Origin of the sequence: Bordetella parapertussis, assembly GCF_020735925.1 — a bacterium.
In the GTDB taxonomy this organism is placed as follows: domain Bacteria; phylum Pseudomonadota; class Gammaproteobacteria; order Burkholderiales; family Burkholderiaceae_B; genus Bordetella; species Bordetella pertussis.
In genome coordinates this window covers 537,358-556,106 of sequence record NZ_CP085971.1, presented here as the reverse complement: position 1 = coordinate 556,106, position 18,749 = coordinate 537,358, and the positions used below count along the sequence as shown (strand labels likewise).

Sequence of the window (18,749 nt, the reverse complement as noted above, 5' to 3'; positions counted from 1 at the left end):
GTTCTACACCTTTTTGACGATGAGTTTTCCAAACAGCCCGTGCGGCATCAGCAGCATCACCAGGATGAGCACGGCGTAGCTGATGACGTCCTTCATGGCGCTGGACACGTACGCGCCGGCCAGGCCTTCGAGCACGCCCAGCAGCAGGCCGCCCAGCACCGCGCCGGGCAGGCTGGCAAAGCCGCCGATCACCGCCGCCGTGAAGCCCTTGATGGCGATGATGCCCATGTCGGGCGAGAGGGTGAGCTGCGGCGCGATCAGGATGCCGGCCACCGCCGCCAGCAGCGAGGCCAGGATCCAGATGGTCAGGTACACGCGCGAGACGCGGATGCCGACCAGGCTGGCGCCGGTGCGGTTCTCGCAGGCCGACAGGATGGCCTTGCCGCGCAGGGTGCGCTCCAGGAACAGGAACAGGGCGGCCAGGATCAGCACCGCGATGCCGGCGATCGCGAGGTTGGCCGGCACCAGGTAGATGCCGCCCACCTCGAAGGCCTGCTGCGACAGCAGGAACGGAAACGGCCAGGCCGTCGGCCCCATGTAGGCCCGCAACCCCTCGCGCAGCGTGATGCCGATGGCCAGGGTGGCGATGATGCGGGTCCACAGCGTGGCGTGGCGCAGCGGCCCGGCGAACAGGCCGAAGATCAGCCAGCCCAGCAGCGCCGAGGCCGCCAGCGCGAACAACAGCGCCAGGCCGAACGGCAGCCCCAGCAGCGACTGTCCGATCAGCGCCATGTAGGCGCCGAAGGTCAGCTGCTCGCCGTAGCCGAAGTGCACCACGCCGGTGCCCTTGTAGATCAGCACGAACCCGAGCGCGACCAGCGCGTAGACCGCGCCGGCCGTGAGCGAGCCGATCAGGATTTGCATCAACATGATGGCAGCACTCCGATGGCCTTGATCTCGATCAGCGCGTCGGGGCGGATGAGGCCGGCCACCACGACCCCGGTGGCCGCCGGCCAGGGATCGCCGAACACTTCGCGGCGCACGCGCGCGGTCTTGCGGTACTCGTCCAGCGACAGCACGTAGTCGGTGGTCTCGACGATGTCGCGCAGCGACCCGCCCACGCTGCGCATGATGAGGTCGAACTTGCGGTAGATCTGCCGGGTCTGGGCTTCGATGTCGCCCGGGCCGACCAGGTTGCCCTGCTCGTCGGTCGCGGTGGTGCCCGACAGGTAGACGGTATTGCCGATGCGTACCGCCGGCGAGTACGTGTAGCCGGGATGCCAGGGATAGGGAACGATGGCTTCGATTCTGGACATGCTGGATTTCCTCGTAGTGGTTGCAAGGCCCTAGGCGCGCTGGCGCAACGCGAAGCGCTGGATCTTGCCGGTGTCGGTCTTGGGCAGGTCGGGCACGAACTCGACGATGCGCGGGTACAGGTGCGCGCCGCAGTGGGTCTTGACGAACAACTGGATCTCCTCGGCCAGCCGCGGGCTGGCCGCATGGCCGGGCAGCAGCACGATGTAGGCCTTGACCAGTTCGCCGCGCAGGGCGTCGGGCACGCCGACCACGGCCGCCTCGGCCACGGCCCCGTGGGCCAGCAGGGCGCTCTCGACTTCGAACGGGCCGATGCGATAGCCCGCGCTCTTGATCATGTCGCCGGCGCGGCCGTCGAACCAGTAGTAGCCCTCGGCGTCGCGATGCGCCAGGTCGCCGGTGACGATCCACTCGCCGCGCTCCAGCTCCGCGGTGGCGCCGGCGTCGTCCCAGTAATGGCTCCAATACAGCCGGTCGGCGCTGCGGCGCTTGGCCAGCCAGCCGCTGGCGTGCGCGCCGGCCAGCGGCTGGCCGGCGTCGTCCAGCACGGCGATCTCGTAGCCGGGAAACGGCAGGCCCATGGAGCCGGCCTTGGCCGGCACCGCGACCGCATTGAAGTTGCCCACCGGCAGGCCGTATTCGGTGGCGCCGAAATGATCCATCGGCGTGCGGCCCCAGGCCTGCTGGAAGAATTCCACCACCTCGCCGTTGAGCGGTTCGCCGCAGCTGGATATGGCGCGCACCGCGTTGGGCCGCGCGCGCACGGCGTCCATGCCCAGCGCCATCACGCCGCGCAACAGGGTAGGCGTGGTCGCGAAGTTGCTGACCCGCTGGCGCGCCAGCACATCCAGGCACACCTCGGGCGTCGGATTGGCCGCCAGCGACACAATGGTGGCCCCCATGGCCAGCGCGCCCAGGTAGCACACGAAGCCGTATCCCCAGCCCGGATCGCCGGTGGGCCAGACCACGTCGTCGGCGCGCATGTCCGCGCCGTAGGTCAGGTAGGGCCAGACCGCGGCCAGGAAGTTGACCGCGATGGCGCCGCCCTTGGGCCGGCCGGTCGAGCCCGAGGTATAGATCAGCGCGGCGATGTCCTCGCGCTCGCGCGGCTGCGCCGCGAAGCGCGGCTCGGCCTCGCGCAGCGCCGCGGCGAAATCGATATCGCCTGCGGCCGTGTCGGCGGCGCCTGCCGCCACGGTCACGCAGCGCGCCTGGCCCGGCAGCACGGCCGGCAACTGGCCGCGCAGCGCCGCGTGGGTGAAGACCACGCGCGCGCCGCTGTGGCCCAGGCGGTATTCGATGGCGTCGCGCTTGAAACCGGTGAAGATGGGTACGTAGATCGCGCCGATCTTGATGGCCGCCAACATCGCAACCAGGATTTCCGGGCCGCGCGGCAGCAAGCCGGCCACGCGGTCGCCCGGCCGCACGCCCAGCCGGGCCAGCAGGTTGGCGGCGCGGTCGCTTTGCTCGGCCAGTTCCGCGTACGAGTGGCGCGACTCGCGGCCCTGCTGGTCGATGAAGACCAGCGCCGTGCGCCCGCTGGCGCGGTGGCGGTCGATGATGGCGTGCGCCAGGTCCACGGCGTGGGCTTCGCCCCAGCCCAGCGCGCCGCGTACCGCGCGCCAGTCGAACCGTTCCAGCGCGGCGGTGTATTCGGGAGTCATGCTTGGTGATCCTCTGTCAGGTGTCCGGTTGCATCCGGACCAGGTACGTGTGCTTGCCTTGCATGACGGTGTCGCCCGCATCGTTGGTCAGCCACATGTCGAAGCGCAGCAGCGACAGGTTGCGCGCCGGCTTGTGCTCGACCTGCGCCACCTCGAAATGGCTGGTGACGGTATCGCCGATGAAGACCGGCTTCAGGAAGGAGAACTGGCTGTCGACGAAGGCGACCATGGCGTCCTCGATCCGGCGCGACAGCGGCGTGGCGCCGAACGCGCCCAGCGAGGCCAGCAGCAGCCCGTGCACCACGCAGCGTCCATGGCGCGTGCGCGCCGCGAACGCCTCGTCGTAGTGGATGGGATGGCTGTCGCCGGTGAGCGCGGCGAAGCCGAGGTTCTCGGTGCGGGTGATGGTCGCGGGCGAGCCATGGCTGGCCAGCCCGGGACGCAGGTCCACGCCGTACAGCTGGGCGGATTGCCCGCCTTGGCCGGCCGTGTTCATTGCTTCACGCCATCGACGCTGACCACGATGGGCAGGATGCTGCGCGACAGATCGTCGCCGACCTCCACGATGCGCGTGGCGCGGTTGCCCTCGCGCACGCCGGGACCGAAGGTGGTGGGCAGCGTGATGCCGGTCTCGAAGCCCTGCAGCGACTCCAGCGCCTTGACCAGGCCCTGCTGCGTGGGCTGCGCGCCGGCGCGCTTGATGCCTTCCAGGAACGCCAGCGCGCCGCCGTAGCCGAGCGCGTCGCCCAGGTCCGGACGCCCCTGACGCGCCAGGTCCGGGAAGCGCGCCACGAACGCCTCGCGGAAGGCCTGCGCCTGCGGCGTGCTGGACGACTCGGGCAGGATCTCCAGCGTCATGATGTTCTGCGTGCCGGCCGCGGCCTTGCCGACGATCTCCGGATACTTGCGGCTGCCGGCCGAGTTCGAGCCCAGGACGACGCCCTCCACGCCCAGCTGGCGCGCCTGGCGCGTGATGATGGCCGAGGGGTTGGGATAGCCGTACACCACCAGCACGTCGGGCCTGGCCGCGGCGATCTTGGTCAGCTGCGCGTTGAAGTCGGTGTCGTACACGTTGAACACTTCCAGCGCCACGGGCTCGGCGCCGCGCGCCTTCAGGCGCTGCAGCACGCTTTCGCCGCCGCTCTTGCCGTACTCGTCCGACTGGCGGATCAGCGCCACGCGCTTGGCCTTGAGGTGGTCGAGCGCGTAGTTGGCGATGGCCACGCCCTGCTCGCGGTCGTTCATCGGCCCGGTGCGAAACACATTGGGCAGCGGCGGGTCGGTGACGATGGGCGTGGAGAACACCGAGATGAACGTCGGCGTGGTCGAGGTCTTGAAGGTCTGCACCATGGCCTGGCCCACGGCGCTGGCCGACGGGCCGAACACGGCGAACACCTGCTCGGGGCCGACCAGCCGCTTGTAGGCCGCGATGCCCTTGGGCGGCGAGGACTCGTCGTCCAGCGACAGCCACTCCAGCTTGCGGCCGTGGATGCCGCCGGCGGCGTTGGCCTGCTCGAAGGCCAGCGTGGCGCCGGCCAGGTTGCCCGAGCCGAAGATGGCGAACGGGCCGGTCAGGCTGCCCAGGATGCCGATCTTGAGGCTGTCGGCGGTCACGCCGGGTTCGGCGGCGGCGGGCGCCATGCCGGCCGACAGGGCCAGCGGCAGGGCAACGAGCGCCAGGCGGCGCATGAGGGAAGTGGGAAGCATAAGGTCCTCGCTAGGGTGGCGCCGCGGGCGGCGCATGGGTTGCGCTTCGAAAACCAGGTGCGTCCGGCCGGGCCGCTCCCTGAAAAATAAGTCTCGATTTTCGGAACTTTGTCTCTATTTTCGATTATGATAAGAACAGAGCCGACGTGAGAACATTGGTGTTTGCACCAATGCCGCCCCAGAAGGGGTACGCTGCGCGGCCAGACCAGAACCCTTCCGGCCCGCCCGCGCGGGCGTTCCTATCCGAACCCATGGCTACAGAGAAACTTCCCCCGCTCGAACGCTATATCCGCATGCTGGAACTGCTGACCGCGTTCCCGGACGGCCTGGCGCTGAGCGAACTGTCGGCGATGATCGAGCTGCCCAAGGCCAGCGCGCACCGCCTGATCAAGACCCTGCAGGAACTGGAGCTGGCCGCCACCAGCAGTCCCGGCTCGGCCACCTACGTGACCGGCCCGCGCCTGCGCAAGCTGGCGTTCATGAGCGCCGACGCGCAATGGGTGGTGGCCATCCTGCGGCCCTTCCTGCGCGAGCTGACCCAGGAGATGGGCGAAACCGCTTTCGTGGCGCGGCTCGAAGGCGCCTCGGTGCGCACGATCGCGTTCGAGGCCCCCGAGACGCCCTGGCGCGGCTTCATCCTGCCGGGCTACGAAATGCACCCCAACGCGGCCGCCTCGGCCAAGGCCATCCTGGCCTTCCAGGACGCCGCCACGCTCAAGCGCGCCTTGCGCGAGCCGTTCGAGAGGCTGACGCCGCAGACCAATCTGTCCAAGGAGCGCTTGCTGGAGGAATACGCGGCGATCCGCCAGTCGGGCGTGGCGACCTGCATCGGCGAAATCGACGAGGGGCTGGCGGCCGTGGCCGTGCCCATCGAGGTGGGCGGCGCGGCCGGGCTGTACAGCCTGGGCCTGACCGGCCCGATGAACCGGGTCATGGCGCTGGGCGTGGAACGCGCCGCCGAGCGCATGATGGCCTACGCGGCGCGCATGGCCAGCGGCCTGTCGGCCGGCTTGTCGGCCGAAAGCGCGCGCGCCGCCGGCCTGTCCTGAAGCGGCGGCGCCGCGCGGACGCGGCGCGCCGGATTACGCGGCGCCGCGGTACTGCTCGCCGCCGTCCAGGTCGATCACCGTCGCGCTCAGGTAGCCTGCGCGCGGCGAACAGCCAAACACCACGACGTCGGCCACTTCGGCCGGCTCCATCAGCCGGTCGAACGGCAGGCCGCCGAGGGTCTCCTGCCAGCGGTCCGGATCGTTCCAGCGCGCCTGGGCGCGCTGCTGCGCCAGGCCCAGCACGCGGTCGGTGCGGGTGCGCGACGGGTTGACGCCGAACACCCGCACGCCATGGCGCGGCCCCTCGCCGCCCAGCGCGCGGGTGAACGCCACCAGCGCCGCGTTGGCCGCGGCGCCGCAGACGTAGTCGTAGCGCGGGCTAGAAGCCGCCATGCCGATCACGTTGGCGATCACGCCCGCGCCGGCGGCGCGCATGCGCGGATAGTAGACGCGCGCCAGGTTGATATAGCCATGGACCTTGAGCTCCCAGCCGGCGCGCCAACGCTCGTCCTCGACCTGGTCGAGCGCGCCGCCGGGCACCGCGCCGGCGTTGTTGACCAGGATATCGATCTCGCCGGCGCGCGCCGCCAGCGCCTGGGCGGCGCCGGGCAGCGCCAGGTCCTGCGCGTGGGTCTCGGCCGCCTGGCCGGTCTGCTCCCGCACCGCGTCGGCCGCGCGCGCCAGCGCCTGCGCGTCGCGCGCGACCAGCACCGGCGTGGCGCCCTCGCGCGCGAACGACAGCGCGCAGGCCAGCCCGATGCCCTTGGAAGCGCCGGTGATCAATACGCGCTTGCCCGCCAATTGCAGATCCATATGTGCTCCGGTTGTACAGGGTGGCCCATCAGGGGGCAGGATACTGGGACTTGAACCAATCCGCGATCTGACCGCCGTTCATGAACACCACGTCGGGGTGGCCGGCCAGCAGGTCCAGCATCTGCTCGAAATAGCCGTAGCGGTGCGGCACGCCCATCAGGTGCGGGTGCAGGCCCAGCGCCAGCACGCGCGGCCAGCGCCGGCACTCGCGCTCGAACAGGGCCAGGGTGCGCTCCAGGCGCAGCAGGAATTCGGGCGAGGAATGCTTTTCCACCGCGTAGATCACCGAATCGTTCAGCTCCAGGTTGTAAGGCATCTGGATCAGCGCGCCGCGCTCGACGCGCATCCAGTTGGGCAGATCGTCGACCACCCAGTCGCACACGTACTCCACCCCCGCGGCCGCCAGGATGTCGGGCGTATCCACGGTTTCGCGCAGGCCCGGGCTGAGCCAGCCGCGCGGACGCGCGCCGGTGAAGGCGCGCAGCTTGTCCAGGCATTGCGCGATCAGCTCGGCCTCGCCGCCGCCATGGTTGAGCGACTGCTGGTGCATGCCGTGGCCGATGAACTCCCAGCCGGCCCGCAGCATGGCCTCGGCCGCGCGCGGGTAGGCGTCGATGACGCTGGCGTTGCAGCTGGTCGAGGCCGGCAGCCCGCGCTCGCCGATGGCCTGCAGCATGCGCGCCAGGCCGGCGCGCATGCCGTAGTCGACCCAGCTGAAGTTGGGCACGTCCGGCACGGTCTCGCGGCCATGCGGCGGCGTGATGAGCGTGCGCGGCATGGGCTGGTCGAAGCGCCAGTTCTCGACGTTGACGACCAGGTGCACCATGATGCGCCCGCCGGCGGGCGGCGCGCACGGCGCGCGGTCGTCGGGAAAGGCGTGGGCAATGCGGGGGTTGGCCATGGCGGGCTCCGGCGTGGCGGCTCAGTGCCGCATCTGTTTGAGGATTTCGCGCTTCAACCCGTTGAACACTTCGCCGGTGATCAGGTCCAGCGAGCGCGGCCGCTCGATGGGCACCTCGATGCGGGTGGCGATGCGGCCCAGGCGCGCCGACATGACGTAGATGGTGTCGGCCAGCAGGATGGCCTCGTCGATGTCGTGGGTGACGAACACCACCGTGGTGCGCAGCGTCTGCCACACCGACAGCAGCAGCTCCTGCATGGTCAGGCGCGTCTGCGCGTCGAGCGCGCCGAACGGCTCGTCCATCAGCAGGACCCTCGAGCCCAGCGTCAGCACGCGCGCGATGCCCACGCGCTGGCGCATGCCGCCCGACAGCTGCACCGGCAGGTGCCGCTTGAAGGCCGACAGCCCGGTGATCTCCAGCATCTCCTCGGCGCGCGCGGCGTACTCGCGCCGCGACAGCCCGGCGATCTTAGGGCCGAACACCACGTTCTCCCAGACGTTGAGCCAGGGAAACAGCGCCGCCTCCTGGAACACCACGCCGCGCTCGGGGCCGGGCCGCTCGACCGCGCCCCCGCCCACGCGCAGTTCGCCGCCCGACGGCGCCTCGAACCCGGCGATCAGGTTGAGCAGGGTCGATTTGCCGCAACCCGACGGCCCCAGCAGCGCGATGAACTCGCCCTCGGCGACCTGCAGGTCGATCTGGTCCAGTGCATGCACCGGGGTGACGCCGGGATAGGTCTTGCTCAGTTGCGTAACGGAGATGTGCGACATGGCGGCCTCAGTGGTTTTGCAGCATGCGCCAAGCCAGGACGCGGTGCTCGATGGCAACGATGAGCCGGTCGCTCAGAAAGCCCATCATGCCGATGGACACCATGTCGGCCAGCACGATGTCCATGCGGCCCACGTAATAGGCGTCCCACAGCACATAGCCCAGGCCCGACTTGACCGCCACCATTTCCGAGACGATCACCGCCGTCCAGGAAATGCCCAGGCCGATGCGCAAGCCGGTGAAGATCGACGGCATCGCCGCCGGCAGCACCACGCGGCGCATCAACTGGCCCGACGAGGCGCCCATCATGCTGGCCGCGCGCACCAGGTTGCGGTCCACGTCGCGCGCGCCCTGCGTGGTGTTGACCACGATGGCGTAGAAACCGCCCAGGAAGATCAGGAAGATCGAGCCCATGTCGCGGATGCCGAACAGCGCGATCGAGAACGGCAGCCAGGCCGTGATGGGAATCGGCCGCAGCCCCTGGATGAGCGGGTCCAGCAGCTGCGACGTCAGGCGGCTCCAGCCGATGGCCAGGCCCAGCGGTATGCCCGTGGCCATGGCCAGCGCGAAGCCCTGCGCCACGCGCATGGTGGAATACTGCACGTTGCTGACCCAGGTACCCTGGTAGGGATTGAGCCCCATGCCCGGATCGCCGAAGATCCACGCATACCAGGCGCGCGCCACCTGCACCGGCGTGGGCACCACGCCGGCCATCGCGGCCGACTGCCCCACCAATTGCCACACCACGAGGATCAGCACGGGCACGGCCAACCCCAGCCCGAGACGCCGCAGGGCCCGCCCGGCCGGCGCGCCGGCCGGCGCCGCTGGCGCGGGAGCCGCGGGACGCTTCAATATGGAAGAACTCACCGCCATCTCCTTGGCGCCGGCGCGCCACATGCTTACCTGACTTCCCGGGCCAGCGTCGGGTCCCAGACCTTGTCGATCTGGCCGCTGACATCCTTGGAGATGACGCCCAGCTCGTTGAAGGTCTTGGCCTGGCGCCGCAACTGGTCGAGATCGAGCACGCCGCCCAGCTTGATCAGCTTGACCGACTCGCGCGTCACCGACAGCGGCAGGTTGGTGTACTTGGAATAGGCCTGGGCGAACGCCTCGGGATCCTGTTCGAGCTGCTTCTCGGCGCGCTGGTAGGCCCACAGGAAGCACTTGACCGCCTCGCGCTTGGTCTGCAGCGCCTCGCGCGTGGCCGCCAGCAGGCCAAGCTCGGCGCCCACCGCCTTGGACTGGCTGTATTCCAGGTTCTTGGCGAAGAACGCGGTGCCGTCGGCCACCAGCTGCGATTCGAACGGCTCCCACAGCGCCACCGCGTCGACGTCGCCGCGCTGCAGCGCCTGCACGAACGCGGTGCCGCCGCCCTGGATGTTGACGGCCGTGAAGCTGTTGTACGGAATGCCCTTCTCGGCCAGGGTGGCGGCCCACTGGAACCACACCGCCGAGCCCGGCGCGATGCCCACGCGCTTGCCCGCCAGGTCTTTCCAGTCATCCATCTTCACGCCCTTGCGCGTGACCAGGTACTTGGGCGATGACGCCACGCCGGCCAGGCCGACGATCTTGTCGCTGCCCTGCGCCAGCGCGATGGCCAGGTCGGCCGGGCCGATGCCGGACACGTCGATCGAACCCGACAGCAACGCGGTGCGCGCGTCGGCATAGCGCACGAACTCGACCGGCTTGACCTCCACGTTGCAGGCCTTGAGCGGCTCGGAGACAAAGATCATGGGCGACAGATGGCCCACCTTCACATAGCCGATGGTCAGCACTTGTTTCTGCGGCGCGGCCGGCGGCTGCGCGGACTGCGCCGCGGCGACCGCGGCATACCCGGAAAACAGGACAGCCAGGGCCGTCCGATGGAGCGTTTTCATGCGATTCCCCTTGTGCTTGCTGCATGGTGGCCAAAGCAGACTGCGGGCGGCCGTTCGATAGCGGGAGTTCGGCGCGGGCCTACCTCCCCTTGAAAACCGGTGGGCGCTTTTCGCGGAAGGCCGCCTGGCCTTCCTGGTAATCCTCGCTGTCGAAGCAGGTCCGCACGGCCTGGTCCACGCTGTCGGCCGACGGCGCATGCGCGCCGCCCAGCAGGTGGCGCAGGGCCAGCCGCGCCGCGCGCAGCGTCAGCGGCGCGTTGCCCGCCACCGCCGCCACGCGCTCGGCCGCCGCCTGCGTGAAGTCGGCGTCGGCGAACACTTCATGCGCCAGGCCGATGCGGCCGGCCTCGGCGCCGTCGAAGGTGCGGGCGGTAAGAAACAGGTCGGCGGCGCGCGCCGCCCCCAGCATGTCGCACATGCGCTTGACGCCGTCGAGCGCGTAGCCCAGGCCGAGCCGCGCGGCCGGCATGCGAAAGCGCGCGCTCTCGTTGCAATAGCGCAGGTCGCAGGCCAGCGCCAGGCCCATGCCGCCGCCCATGCAGATGCCGCGCACCAGCGCGATGGTGGGCACGGCGCTCTCGGACAGGGCCTGCTGCGCCTGCGTCACCGCGCGGTCATAGCGCGCGATCTGCGCGGGATCCTTGCGCTGCGAGGCGAACTCGGAAATATCGGCGCCGGACACGAAGGCGCGCTCGCCCTCGCCTTCGAGCACGATGGCGCGCAGATCGTCGCGGCCCTGCGCGTCGCGCACCGCCTGGCCCAGCGCTTCCCACATGGACAGCGACATGGCGTTGTAGCGCGCCGGGTTGACGATGCGCACGCGCAGCAGCCCGTCGGCGTCGTCGATGGCCAGGCGGCCGGGAGGATGGGTGTCCGTGCTCATGGATCGGGTTCCTTGGTGGTTCAGACCGCGCCTGCCGCGCGCAGCTTGTCGATTTCGTCTTCGCCGTAGCCGGCTTCGCGCAGCACTTCGTCGGTGTGCTCGCCCCAGCCCGGCGCGGTGCGGGCGATGTCGGCCGGCGTGCGCGCCAGCGTCACCGGCTGCGTGATCATCACGCGCTCGCCGCCCTGCCAGGCTTGGCAGCGGCGCGCCACGTCCAGGTGGCGCACCTGCGCGTCGTCGAACATCTGCGGCACCGTGTAGACCGGCCCGGCCGGCACGCCGGCCTCGTTGAGCAGGCCGACCCAATGCGCCACGGTGCCGCCGGCGAACACCTCGCCGATCAGGGCGTTGAGATCGCGCCGGTTGCGCACCCGCAGCTTCTCGGTCTGGAAGCGCGGATCGGCCAGCCACCCGATCTGTCCCAGCACCTGGCAGAAGCGCTTCCAGTTGCCTTCGCCCGAGGCGCCCAGGTTGAACATGCCGTCGCTGGCGGCGAACAGCCCCATGGGGCTGCTGGTGGGATGGTCGTTGCCTTCCTGCGCGGGCACGTCGCCGTCGTTCAGGTAGCGCGCCGCCTGGAAATCCATCATGGCGATCTGCGCATGCAGCAGCGAGGCATGCACCCATTGCCCCTGCCCGGACTGCTCGCGTTCGAGCAGCGCGGTCAGGATGCCGATGGCGGCGTACAGGCCGGTGCTGGAATCGGCCACCGCCAGCCCGGCGCGCACCGGCCCCTGGCCGGGCAGCCCGGTCACCGACATCAGGCCGCCCATGCCCTGCGCGATCTGGTCGAAGCCGGGCCGGCCGGCATACGAGCCGCTTTGCCCGAAGCCGGAAATGCTGGCCAGGATGATGCGCGGGTTGATGGCGTGCAGCGATTCATAATCCACGCCCAGGCGCGCTTTCACGTCCGGGCGCCAGTTCTCCACCACCACGTCGGCGCCGGCCACCAGGCGCCTGAGCACCGCCATCGCCTCGGGCTTTTTCAGGTTGAGCGTCAGCGACCGCTTGTTGCGGTTCAGGTTCTGGAAATCGCCGCTCCAGCGGTCGGCGGCGAACATCGCCTCGTTGGGATCGACGCCCGGCGGCGGTTCGATCCGGATCACGTCCGCGCCGAAATCGGCCAGCATGCGCACACAGGTCGGGCCGGCCCGCACGCGCGACAGGTCCAGGACGCGGAAGCGCTGCAGTGCCGGCGATGCGGATAGCTGGGGCATGGTCAGACTCGCTCTCGGGAACGGGCAAGGGGAAGGCCGGGCTGCTGCGCGAAACCCCGGCCGCCGAAACGGCTATGCCCGGCCTGGCGCGCCAGCGCCAGCAACATGGCCTCGCCGCCGGGGCGCGCGATGGCCTGCACGCTGATCGGCCGCCCGGCCGCGTCGCGGCCGATGGGGAACACGATCGCCGGCAGGCCCAGGTAATTGACGAACGACAGCCAGCAGAACAGGTCCAGCAGGCGCCGCGCCTCGAAACCGGGCGAGCTGGTGAGCACCTGCGACCAGTCGGGCACCGGCCCGGGCAAGGCGGGCGTCAGCAGCACGTCGGTGTCGGCCAGCGCCTCGGCCACGAAGGCGTCGACCTGCGCGCGGCGTTGCGCCAGGGCGGCATGCGCCCAGGCTGGCGGCATGGCCGCGCCGGTCAGCGCCAGGTTGCGCGCCAGCGCGCCCAGCGCCGGCGCCTGCCCGCGCAGGGCCTGCGCATGCGCGGCAGCGCTGCCCGCATACAGCAGCGTCTGCGCCAGGCGTATCCATTGCGGCAAGGCCGCCAGCTGCGCCTCGCGGCGCCGGCCGTGCGCGCTGCACTCGGTGGCGTAGTCCTCCAGCGCGGCATGCACGGCCGGGTCCAAGCGCACCGCGGGGTCGGGATGGATCCAGCACGTGGCGATGCGCCACCGCTCCATGGCCGGCGTGGCCGACGCGTCCAGCGCGGCCGCCTGCGCGGCGTCGAGCGCGGCGTGCAGCACCGCTTGCGCGTCGTCGGCGCAACGCGCCAGCACGCCCACCGTATCCAGTTCGCCGGCCAGCGGCGCCACGCCGTCGCCGGGCAGCAGGCCGCGCGTCGGCATCAGGCCCACCACGCCGCAGGTGGCGGCCGGAATGCGCACCGACCCCGCCGTGTCCGTGCCCAGCGAGCCATAGCAAAGGCCCGCGGCCATCGCCACGGCCGAGCCGCTGGACGAACCGCCCACCGCCGCGTCCGCGTCGAGCGGATTGCGCAGCAAGGAATAGCGCGGGTTCTCGCCGGTGGCGCCGCTGGCGTGCTCGGCCATGGCCAGGGCCGCCAGCGGCCGGCTGCCGGCGGCGGCCAGGCGGCGGATCACCGTGGCCGCCCGCACCGGCGCATCCGGCCAGGGATGGCGCGCGCCGCACTCGGGCACGCGGCCGGGCAGCACGAAGATATCTTTATGGGCCAGCCCCACGCCGGCCAGCGGCAGGGATGCCGGCGGGACCTCGCCCGCGTCGTCGGGCAGCGCCACCACGCAATGCCAGCCATCGGCCTCGCAGGCCTGGCGCTGCAGCGCCAGCGCCTGCGCCTGCGCCACGTCCAGCGCGCCAGCCGCCAGTTGCGCGCGCAGGCCGGCAATGCTGTCGGGCAGACCGGCCGGGGTCATGCCGAGCCTCCCGGCGCGGCGCCCGCCAGCCGCGCCAGCGCCCTGGCCACCGCGCGCGCCTCGCGCTCGCTGGCGGCGATGCCCTGGCTCGCCAACAGGGCGCGCACGGCGGCTTCATCGGGCGGCGCAACGGCCGGGTCGGACGGCGCCAGTGGTTGATCCTGCATACCCAAACACCCCTTGATGTATTATTTAATCAGAGTATAAATATATTTATAGACCACCGAATAATTTCATGCAAGCCACGTTTGTCCCTATGCCATGAAGGTCAGCGACCGCATCCGGCAGGCGCTCGAAGCCGATATCCGCAACGGCGTCCTGCTGCCGGGCGATGCCATCGACGAACAGGAACTGGCCGCCCGCCACCAGGTTTCGCGCACCCCGGTGCGCGAAGCGCTGCTGCAGCTCAAGGTCCAGGGCATCCTCGACAGCCAGCCGCGCGGCGGCGCGGTGGTGGCGCGCATGGACGTGCAGGAACTGTTGGCGATCTGGGAGCTGATGGCGGAGATGGAAGGCGTGTGCACCCGCATGGCGTGCCAGCGCATGACGGCCGAGGAGCGGTCCGAGCTGGCCCGCGTGCATCGCGAGGCCGCGCCGGTGGCGCAGGCCGACGACGCGCAGGCCTGGCGCGAGGCCAACCACCGCTTCCATGAAGTGCTGTACCACGGCTGCCGCAACCCTTACCTGCGCGAGCAATTGCTGGCGCTGCGCGCGCGCACCGGCGCCTATCTGCGCCACGCCTTCATCGCGGTCGGCCGGGTGCGCGCCTCGTACGAGCAGCACGGCGAGCTGGTCCAAGCCATCCTCGACCACGACCCCGAGCGCGCGCACCGGATGATGATGCGCCACATCAGCCTGGCGCAAGGCGCCAAGGGCCTGGCCGACTTCCTCATCAACCTGCCCCGCTCGATGGTCAAGCCCTAGCTAGCCCGCGCGCAAGCCCAGCGCCAGGCCCGCCGCCATGATGGCCAGCACCAGCGCCACGATCAGCGCATAGCGCCAGTCGCGCTGGCGCGCGAAGGCCGCCAGCATGGCCAGCAGGCGCGCCGCCGGCAGCGCGATGAACAGCACGATCCCCGCGTTCACCACGCGCGCGCCGGCCGGCGCGTCGATCATGCCCAGCAGCAGGCCCGCCGCGATGATCAGGCAGGCCGCCCAGGTGCCGGCGCGCAACAGCACGGCCAGGCGGATCTCCAGCCCCGCTCCGGCGCGCGCGCTCATCGGCCGCCTCCGGGCCATTGCACGCCCAGCGCCATCAGCAGCATCTGCACCGCGAGCAGCGCCAGCACCGCCACGAACAGCAGGCGCAGCCGTTCGCCGGACACGTGCATCAGGATGCGCGCGCCCAGCACCGAGCCGGCGACCGAACCCAGCGCCACCGGTCCGGCGACCGCCGGATCGATCTCGCCGCGCGCGAAATACACCGCGGCGCTGGCCGCCGCGGTCACTCCGATCATGAAATTGGAGGTCGCCGACGACACTTTCAGGGGCAGGCGCAGCGCGCTGTCCATCGCCGGGATCTTGAGCACGCCGCTGCCGATGCCCAGCAGCGCCGACAGCACGCCGGCCCCGTACATCAGCGACATGCCCAGCGGCAGGCGCTGCACGCGGTAGCGCCGGTGCCGGCCGGCGGCGGGATCACGGTAGCGGCCATGCAGCCGCAAGGCGCCGGCCCAGCGGCACGCCGGCGCGCCGCTCGCGCGCGCCGGGTCGCGCCGGCGCGCCAGCATCTGCCAGGCGGACACCACCAGCACCACGGCGAACAGCGCGTACAGCGCCGCCACCGGCACCGCCCCCACCAGGAAGACGCTGGTCAGCGCGCCCAGCGTGGTGGCCGTCTCCAGCACCACCGCCAGCCGCACGTGCGTCAACCCGCTTTGCAGGAAGGCCGCTGCGCTGCCGCACGAACAGGCAATCACCGAAACAATGCTGGCCGCGATGGCGGCGTGCACGTCGATGCCCCACAGCACCAGCAGGGGCACGATGAAGATGCCGCTGGCCATGCCCAGCATGCCGCCCAGCGCGCTGGCACCCAGCGCCATGGCGAACAACCACAGGCCGGCCACGGTCATGCCGGCACGGGCCGCGCGCGCCGCGCCAGCCGCGTCACGAAGCGGATCAGGTCGCCGCGGTAGTACAGCTTTTCGTAGTCGATGGGCCGAGGGCCCGCGCAATACGAGGTGCGCTCGATCAGGAAGACCGGACTGCCGGGCGGCACCGCCAGGGCCCGCGCCACTTCGGGCGTGGCGATGGCGGCCTCGAGCCGGTATTCGGCCTCGACCAGCGGCAGGTCGTATTTCTGTTCCAGCAGCGCGAAGATGGGCTCGGCCTCCAGGTCGTGCGTGACGACCTGTTCGCCGATTTCGCGCGGCAGATAGGTTTCGTCCAGCGACATGGCCACGCCATCGGCCAGGCGCACGCGCCGGATGCGCATGACCTGCGTGCCCGGCGCCACCGCCAGCTGGCGCGCCACGGCCTGGCCGGCGGCCACGATCTCGGCGTCCAGCAGGCGCGCCGAGGGCACGCGGCCCAAGGCCTGCATGTCCTCCACGAAACCGGTGAGCTCGGTGAGCTCCTGCACCACCCTCGGCTGCGCCACGAAGGTGCCCTTGCCGCGCCGGATCTCGACCAGCCCACGCTCGGCCAGGTTCTGGATGGCCTTGCGCACCGTGGTGCGGCTGACCTGGAAGCGCGCGATCAGGCCGTCTTCGGCGGGCAACTGGCTGCCCGGCGGCAGTTCGCCCGCGGCGATCGCCTCGGCCAGCACGGCCTCGACCCGGGCATAGAGCGGGGCATGGTTCGATTCAGACATCATGACGTCATTATGTCATGATCCAAGCACGCCTGCAGCAGGACCGCCAGGCCCCCCGCGCCTACGGCTTGCGCGCTTCCGCTTCGATCTGCTGGCGCAAACGCGCTTCCTGTTCGCGCAGCTCGGGCGTGAACGCCGCGCCGAAATCCTCGGCCTCGAAGATCTGGCGGATCTCGATTTCGGAGTCTCCCAGCATGGGATTGGGGCAGCGCTTGACCCAATCGATCGCCTCCTCGAGCGAGGCGCACTGCCACAGCCAGAAGCCGGCGATCAGGCCGGGCGTGTCGAACGGCCCATGCTCGACCTTGCGGTCCTTGCCCGAGAAATGCACGCGCGCGCCGCGCGAGCTGGGGTGCAGGCCTTCGCCGGCCTGCATGACGCCGGCCTGCACCAGCGCTTCGTTGAACTTGCCCATTTCGGCCAGCAGCCGTTCCTCGGGCATGACGCCGGCTTCGCTGTTGCGGTCGGCCTTGACCAGTACCATGAATCGCATTTCGGACCTCGTCGTGTAGATGCGCGGCGCGCCTTCCCAGGGCCCCGCGCGGCGGGAAAACCAGGCACTACCGCCAGCGTAGGTCCGCGGCGCCGCGCGGCGCAAGCATCGATTCCACGGGCCGGGCCAGGCAAGCCACTTGCTGCGGACGGGGCCGGACCGCCGGACGGCCGGTCCCGACCGGAGTTCGGCACTCATGATCCGACTGCTGCGCGAGGAGAAATTCATCGTCCTGGCATTGCTGGCGGCGCTGGCGGATTTGTTGCCCGGGCCCTGGCGGCACGCCGGCGCCGCGGCGGCGATGGCGGAGACGGTCGTGCTGGTGGCGGCCATCCTGGCGGCCTCGCTCAGCGTGGTGCGGCACGCCGAGCTGATCGCGCGCAAGCTGGGCGATCCCTACGGCAGCATGATCCTGACCTTGTCGGCGGTGCTGGTGGAGGTAATCGTGCTGGGCATCGTCTCGCGCGGCGGCGCCTCGCCGGAACTGGTGCGCGACACCATCTATTCGGCGGTGATGCTCGATATCAACGGCATCCTGGGGCTGGCGGCGCTGATCGGCGGCTTCAAGCACGGCGAGCAGGCCTACAACGACGATTCGGCGCGTACCTACGGCGTCATGATCCTGACGGCCGTGGCCGTTTCCATGATCATTCCCGAATTCATCCCGAGCGCGCGCTGGCGCGCCTACAGCGTGTTCACCATCGTGGTCATGGTGCTGCTGTACGGCGTCTTCCTGCGCATGCAGACCGGCCCGCACAGCTATTTCTTCAGCTACAGCTATCCGGAAAAGAACGCGCGGCGCAGGCAGGCGCCCGTGCCGGTGCACACGCCCCGCTCGGCCGGGGTCATGATCGCCGGCATCGCCATCGTCGGCCTGCTGGCCGAGCTGATGTCGCATTCGATGCAGCGCGGCCTGCGCGGCGTCGCCGTGCCGGCCGGCGTGGTGCCGCTCGTCATCGCCGGCATCTCGGCGGCGCCGGAAATCCTCACCGCCCTGCGCGCCGCGCTGGCCAACCGCATGCAATCCGTGGTCAACATCGCGATGGGGGCATCGCTGTCGACCGTCATCCTGACCGTGCCCGCCATGGAGGCCATGGCCCTCTACAGCGGGCAGGCGCTGCGCATGGCGATGACGCCGCTGCAGACAGTGATGATGCTGGTGACGCTGATCGCAGCGGCCATCAACCTCAATGATGGCCAGACCAATGCCATCGAGGGCATGACCCACTTCGTGCTGTTCGCCGCTTTCCTGATGCTGGTGGCGCTGGGGCTGTGAGCGCGCCGCGGCCCGCAGGCACGCGCCTTGCGGCAGGGCGCGGCTCCAGGAGACCGCCATGAAACGAGACGACAACGCCACCGTAGACGGCGCCTGCGTGCGCTTCACCTTGCAGTCGCCGCACGGCCCCACGGTGGTGGCCGTCACGGCCAAGGCGCTGGTCGAGCACTGCGGCGCCGACAACAGCGAGCCGGGCCTGCTGCAAGGCTATCGCGCCCACTGGCCGCGTATCCATGCCGTCGCGCGGCAACTGGCGCCCAGCACGCTGGACGGCGGCGTGCGCGTGACGGCGTCGGACCTGGCCAACGCAAGGAGCACCCCCATGAGCGACAGCAAAGACCATCGCGCCGCGCCGGCGCGCAAGCCCGCCCGCATCGCCGGGCAACCCGACATCAACAGTGCGGCGCCGCGCCCGGGCCGGCGCGCCGACGACAGCCCGCGGCGCCCCGACATGGACCATCCGCCGCCCGCGCGCGCGCATGACAGGCCGGGCTTTGACCGCGGCGTGGCGGCCGAAGAGGCGCAAGCCCGCGCCGGCACGCTGCCCGGCGCCGACGCAGGCGGCCCGCCACGGCGGCGCGACGAGGAGGCGGCCCCGCGCCCGGCCGGCAAGCCGGCGGGCGCCAAGCGCCGCTAGGCC

22 protein-coding genes are annotated in these 18,749 nt (G+C 70.7%); 4 read left to right on the top strand and 18 right to left on the bottom strand.

Annotated elements, in window-relative coordinates; translation table 11 throughout:
- Positions 1 to 3: 3 nt before the first annotated feature.
- Genes LK409_RS02590 through LK409_RS02570 form a run of 5 tightly spaced genes read right to left on the bottom strand, consistent with a single transcriptional unit; the run spans position 4 to position 4,625 of the window.
- Positions 4 to 870 carry a branched-chain amino acid ABC transporter permease gene (locus tag LK409_RS02590; protein ID WP_041937120.1) on the bottom strand — a complete coding sequence of 289 codons (867 nt, stop codon included), beginning with the start codon at positions 868 to 870 and terminating at the stop codon, positions 4 to 6.
- Positions 864 to 1,256 (bottom strand): RidA family protein, encoded by a 393-nt coding sequence (locus LK409_RS02585; RefSeq protein ID WP_003808978.1) that lies wholly within the window; start codon positions 1,254 to 1,256, stop codon positions 864 to 866. Before LK409_RS02585 ends, LK409_RS02590 begins: the two co-directional genes overlap by 7 nt.
- Positions 1,257 to 1,286: 30 nt before the next feature.
- Entirely contained in the window at positions 1,287 to 2,918 is a 1,632-nt protein-coding gene (locus LK409_RS02580) for an acyl-CoA synthetase (protein WP_003808977.1), read from the bottom strand.
- Positions 2,919 to 2,934: 16 nt separating this feature from the next.
- Positions 2,935 to 3,414 carry a MaoC family dehydratase gene (locus LK409_RS02575; protein ID WP_010927766.1) on the bottom strand — a complete coding sequence of 160 codons (480 nt, stop codon included), beginning with the start codon at positions 3,412 to 3,414 and terminating at the stop codon, positions 2,935 to 2,937.
- Positions 3,411 to 4,625: an ABC transporter substrate-binding protein gene (locus tag LK409_RS02570; protein ID WP_003808975.1), complete on the bottom strand. Its 1,215-nt coding sequence runs from the start codon at positions 4,623 to 4,625 to the stop codon at positions 3,411 to 3,413. Before LK409_RS02570 ends, LK409_RS02575 begins: the two co-directional genes overlap by 4 nt.
- Positions 4,626 to 4,876: 251 nt before the next feature.
- On the opposite strand from LK409_RS02570, the gene LK409_RS02565 reads away from it, so the two are divergent.
- Complete coding sequence (locus tag LK409_RS02565; RefSeq protein WP_010926058.1) at positions 4,877 to 5,674, top strand: IclR family transcriptional regulator; 798 nt, start codon at positions 4,877 to 4,879, stop codon at positions 5,672 to 5,674.
- Positions 5,675 to 5,707: 33 nt separating this feature from the next.
- On the opposite strand, the gene LK409_RS02560 is transcribed toward LK409_RS02565, so the two are convergent.
- The 9 genes from LK409_RS02560 to LK409_RS02520 form a co-directional block, all read right to left on the bottom strand.
- Positions 5,708 to 6,487, bottom strand: coding sequence for an SDR family oxidoreductase (locus LK409_RS02560; protein WP_010926057.1), 780 nt, complete (start codon positions 6,485 to 6,487; stop codon positions 5,708 to 5,710).
- 28 nt (positions 6,488 to 6,515) lie between these two features.
- Positions 6,516 to 7,388 (bottom strand): polysaccharide deacetylase family protein, encoded by an 873-nt coding sequence (locus LK409_RS02555; RefSeq protein ID WP_003818697.1) that lies wholly within the window; start codon positions 7,386 to 7,388, stop codon positions 6,516 to 6,518.
- A gap of 21 nt (positions 7,389 to 7,409) precedes the next feature.
- Positions 7,410 to 8,159 carry an ABC transporter ATP-binding protein gene (locus tag LK409_RS02550; RefSeq protein WP_010927765.1) on the bottom strand — a complete coding sequence of 250 codons (750 nt, stop codon included), beginning with the start codon at positions 8,157 to 8,159 and terminating at the stop codon, positions 7,410 to 7,412.
- Between the two features lie 7 nt (positions 8,160 to 8,166).
- A complete protein-coding gene (locus LK409_RS02545; protein WP_003808967.1) occupies positions 8,167 to 9,024 on the bottom strand; it encodes an ABC transporter permease in 858 nt (285 codons plus the stop codon).
- 32 nt (positions 9,025 to 9,056) lie between these two features.
- Positions 9,057 to 10,034, bottom strand: a complete 978-nt coding sequence (locus tag LK409_RS02540; protein ID WP_010927764.1) for an ABC transporter substrate-binding protein — start codon at positions 10,032 to 10,034, stop codon at positions 9,057 to 9,059.
- Between the two features lie 79 nt (positions 10,035 to 10,113).
- A complete protein-coding gene (locus tag LK409_RS02535; RefSeq protein ID WP_003808963.1) occupies positions 10,114 to 10,917 on the bottom strand; it encodes an enoyl-CoA hydratase in 804 nt (267 codons plus the stop codon).
- Positions 10,918 to 10,937: 20 nt separating this feature from the next.
- A complete protein-coding gene (locus tag LK409_RS02530) occupies positions 10,938 to 12,134 on the bottom strand; it encodes a CaiB/BaiF CoA transferase family protein (RefSeq protein ID WP_010927763.1) in 1,197 nt (398 codons plus the stop codon).
- Positions 12,135 to 12,136: 2 nt separating this feature from the next.
- Positions 12,137 to 13,528, bottom strand: coding sequence for an amidase (locus LK409_RS02525; RefSeq protein WP_010927762.1), 1,392 nt, complete (start codon positions 13,526 to 13,528; stop codon positions 12,137 to 12,139).
- On the bottom strand, positions 13,525 to 13,695 hold the full coding sequence (locus tag LK409_RS02520; protein ID WP_019249309.1) for a hypothetical protein: 171 nt from the start codon (positions 13,693 to 13,695) through the stop codon (positions 13,525 to 13,527). The genes LK409_RS02525 and LK409_RS02520 overlap by 4 nt, the downstream gene beginning before the upstream one ends.
- Positions 13,696 to 13,789: 94 nt before the next feature.
- On the opposite strand from LK409_RS02520, the gene LK409_RS02515 reads away from it, so the two are divergent.
- A complete protein-coding gene (locus LK409_RS02515; RefSeq protein ID WP_003808957.1) occupies positions 13,790 to 14,452 on the top strand; it encodes a GntR family transcriptional regulator in 663 nt (220 codons plus the stop codon).
- Here the strand turns inward: LK409_RS02515 and LK409_RS02510 are convergent, their stop codons facing one another.
- The 4 genes from LK409_RS02510 to LK409_RS02495 are packed head-to-tail and all read right to left on the bottom strand — an operon-like array spanning position 14,453 to position 16,833.
- The gene (locus LK409_RS02510) at positions 14,453 to 14,749 is read right to left on the bottom strand and encodes a DUF1634 domain-containing protein (protein ID WP_003808952.1); all 297 of its coding nucleotides are present in this window, start codon (positions 14,747 to 14,749) and stop codon (positions 14,453 to 14,455) included. It lies immediately after the preceding gene.
- Complete coding sequence (locus tag LK409_RS02505) at positions 14,746 to 15,600, bottom strand: sulfite exporter TauE/SafE family protein (RefSeq protein ID WP_010927761.1); 855 nt, start codon at positions 15,598 to 15,600, stop codon at positions 14,746 to 14,748. Before LK409_RS02505 ends, LK409_RS02510 begins: the two co-directional genes overlap by 4 nt.
- Positions 15,597 to 16,343 (bottom strand): GntR family transcriptional regulator, encoded by a 747-nt coding sequence (locus LK409_RS02500; RefSeq protein ID WP_010927760.1) that lies wholly within the window; start codon positions 16,341 to 16,343, stop codon positions 15,597 to 15,599. Before LK409_RS02500 ends, LK409_RS02505 begins: the two co-directional genes overlap by 4 nt.
- Before the next feature lie 58 nt (positions 16,344 to 16,401).
- Positions 16,402 to 16,833, bottom strand: coding sequence for a YciI family protein (locus LK409_RS02495; protein WP_010927759.1), 432 nt, complete (start codon positions 16,831 to 16,833; stop codon positions 16,402 to 16,404).
- 196 nt (positions 16,834 to 17,029) lie between these two features.
- Between LK409_RS02495 and LK409_RS02490 the strand changes: the two genes are divergently transcribed.
- Positions 17,030 to 18,109 (top strand): calcium:proton antiporter, encoded by a 1,080-nt coding sequence (locus LK409_RS02490; RefSeq protein WP_010927758.1) that lies wholly within the window; start codon positions 17,030 to 17,032, stop codon positions 18,107 to 18,109.
- Between the two features lie 58 nt (positions 18,110 to 18,167).
- On the top strand, positions 18,168 to 18,746 hold the full coding sequence (locus LK409_RS02485; protein ID WP_010927757.1) for a DUF1488 family protein: 579 nt from the start codon (positions 18,168 to 18,170) through the stop codon (positions 18,744 to 18,746).
- The last annotated feature ends 3 nt before the right edge of the window (positions 18,747 to 18,749 follow it).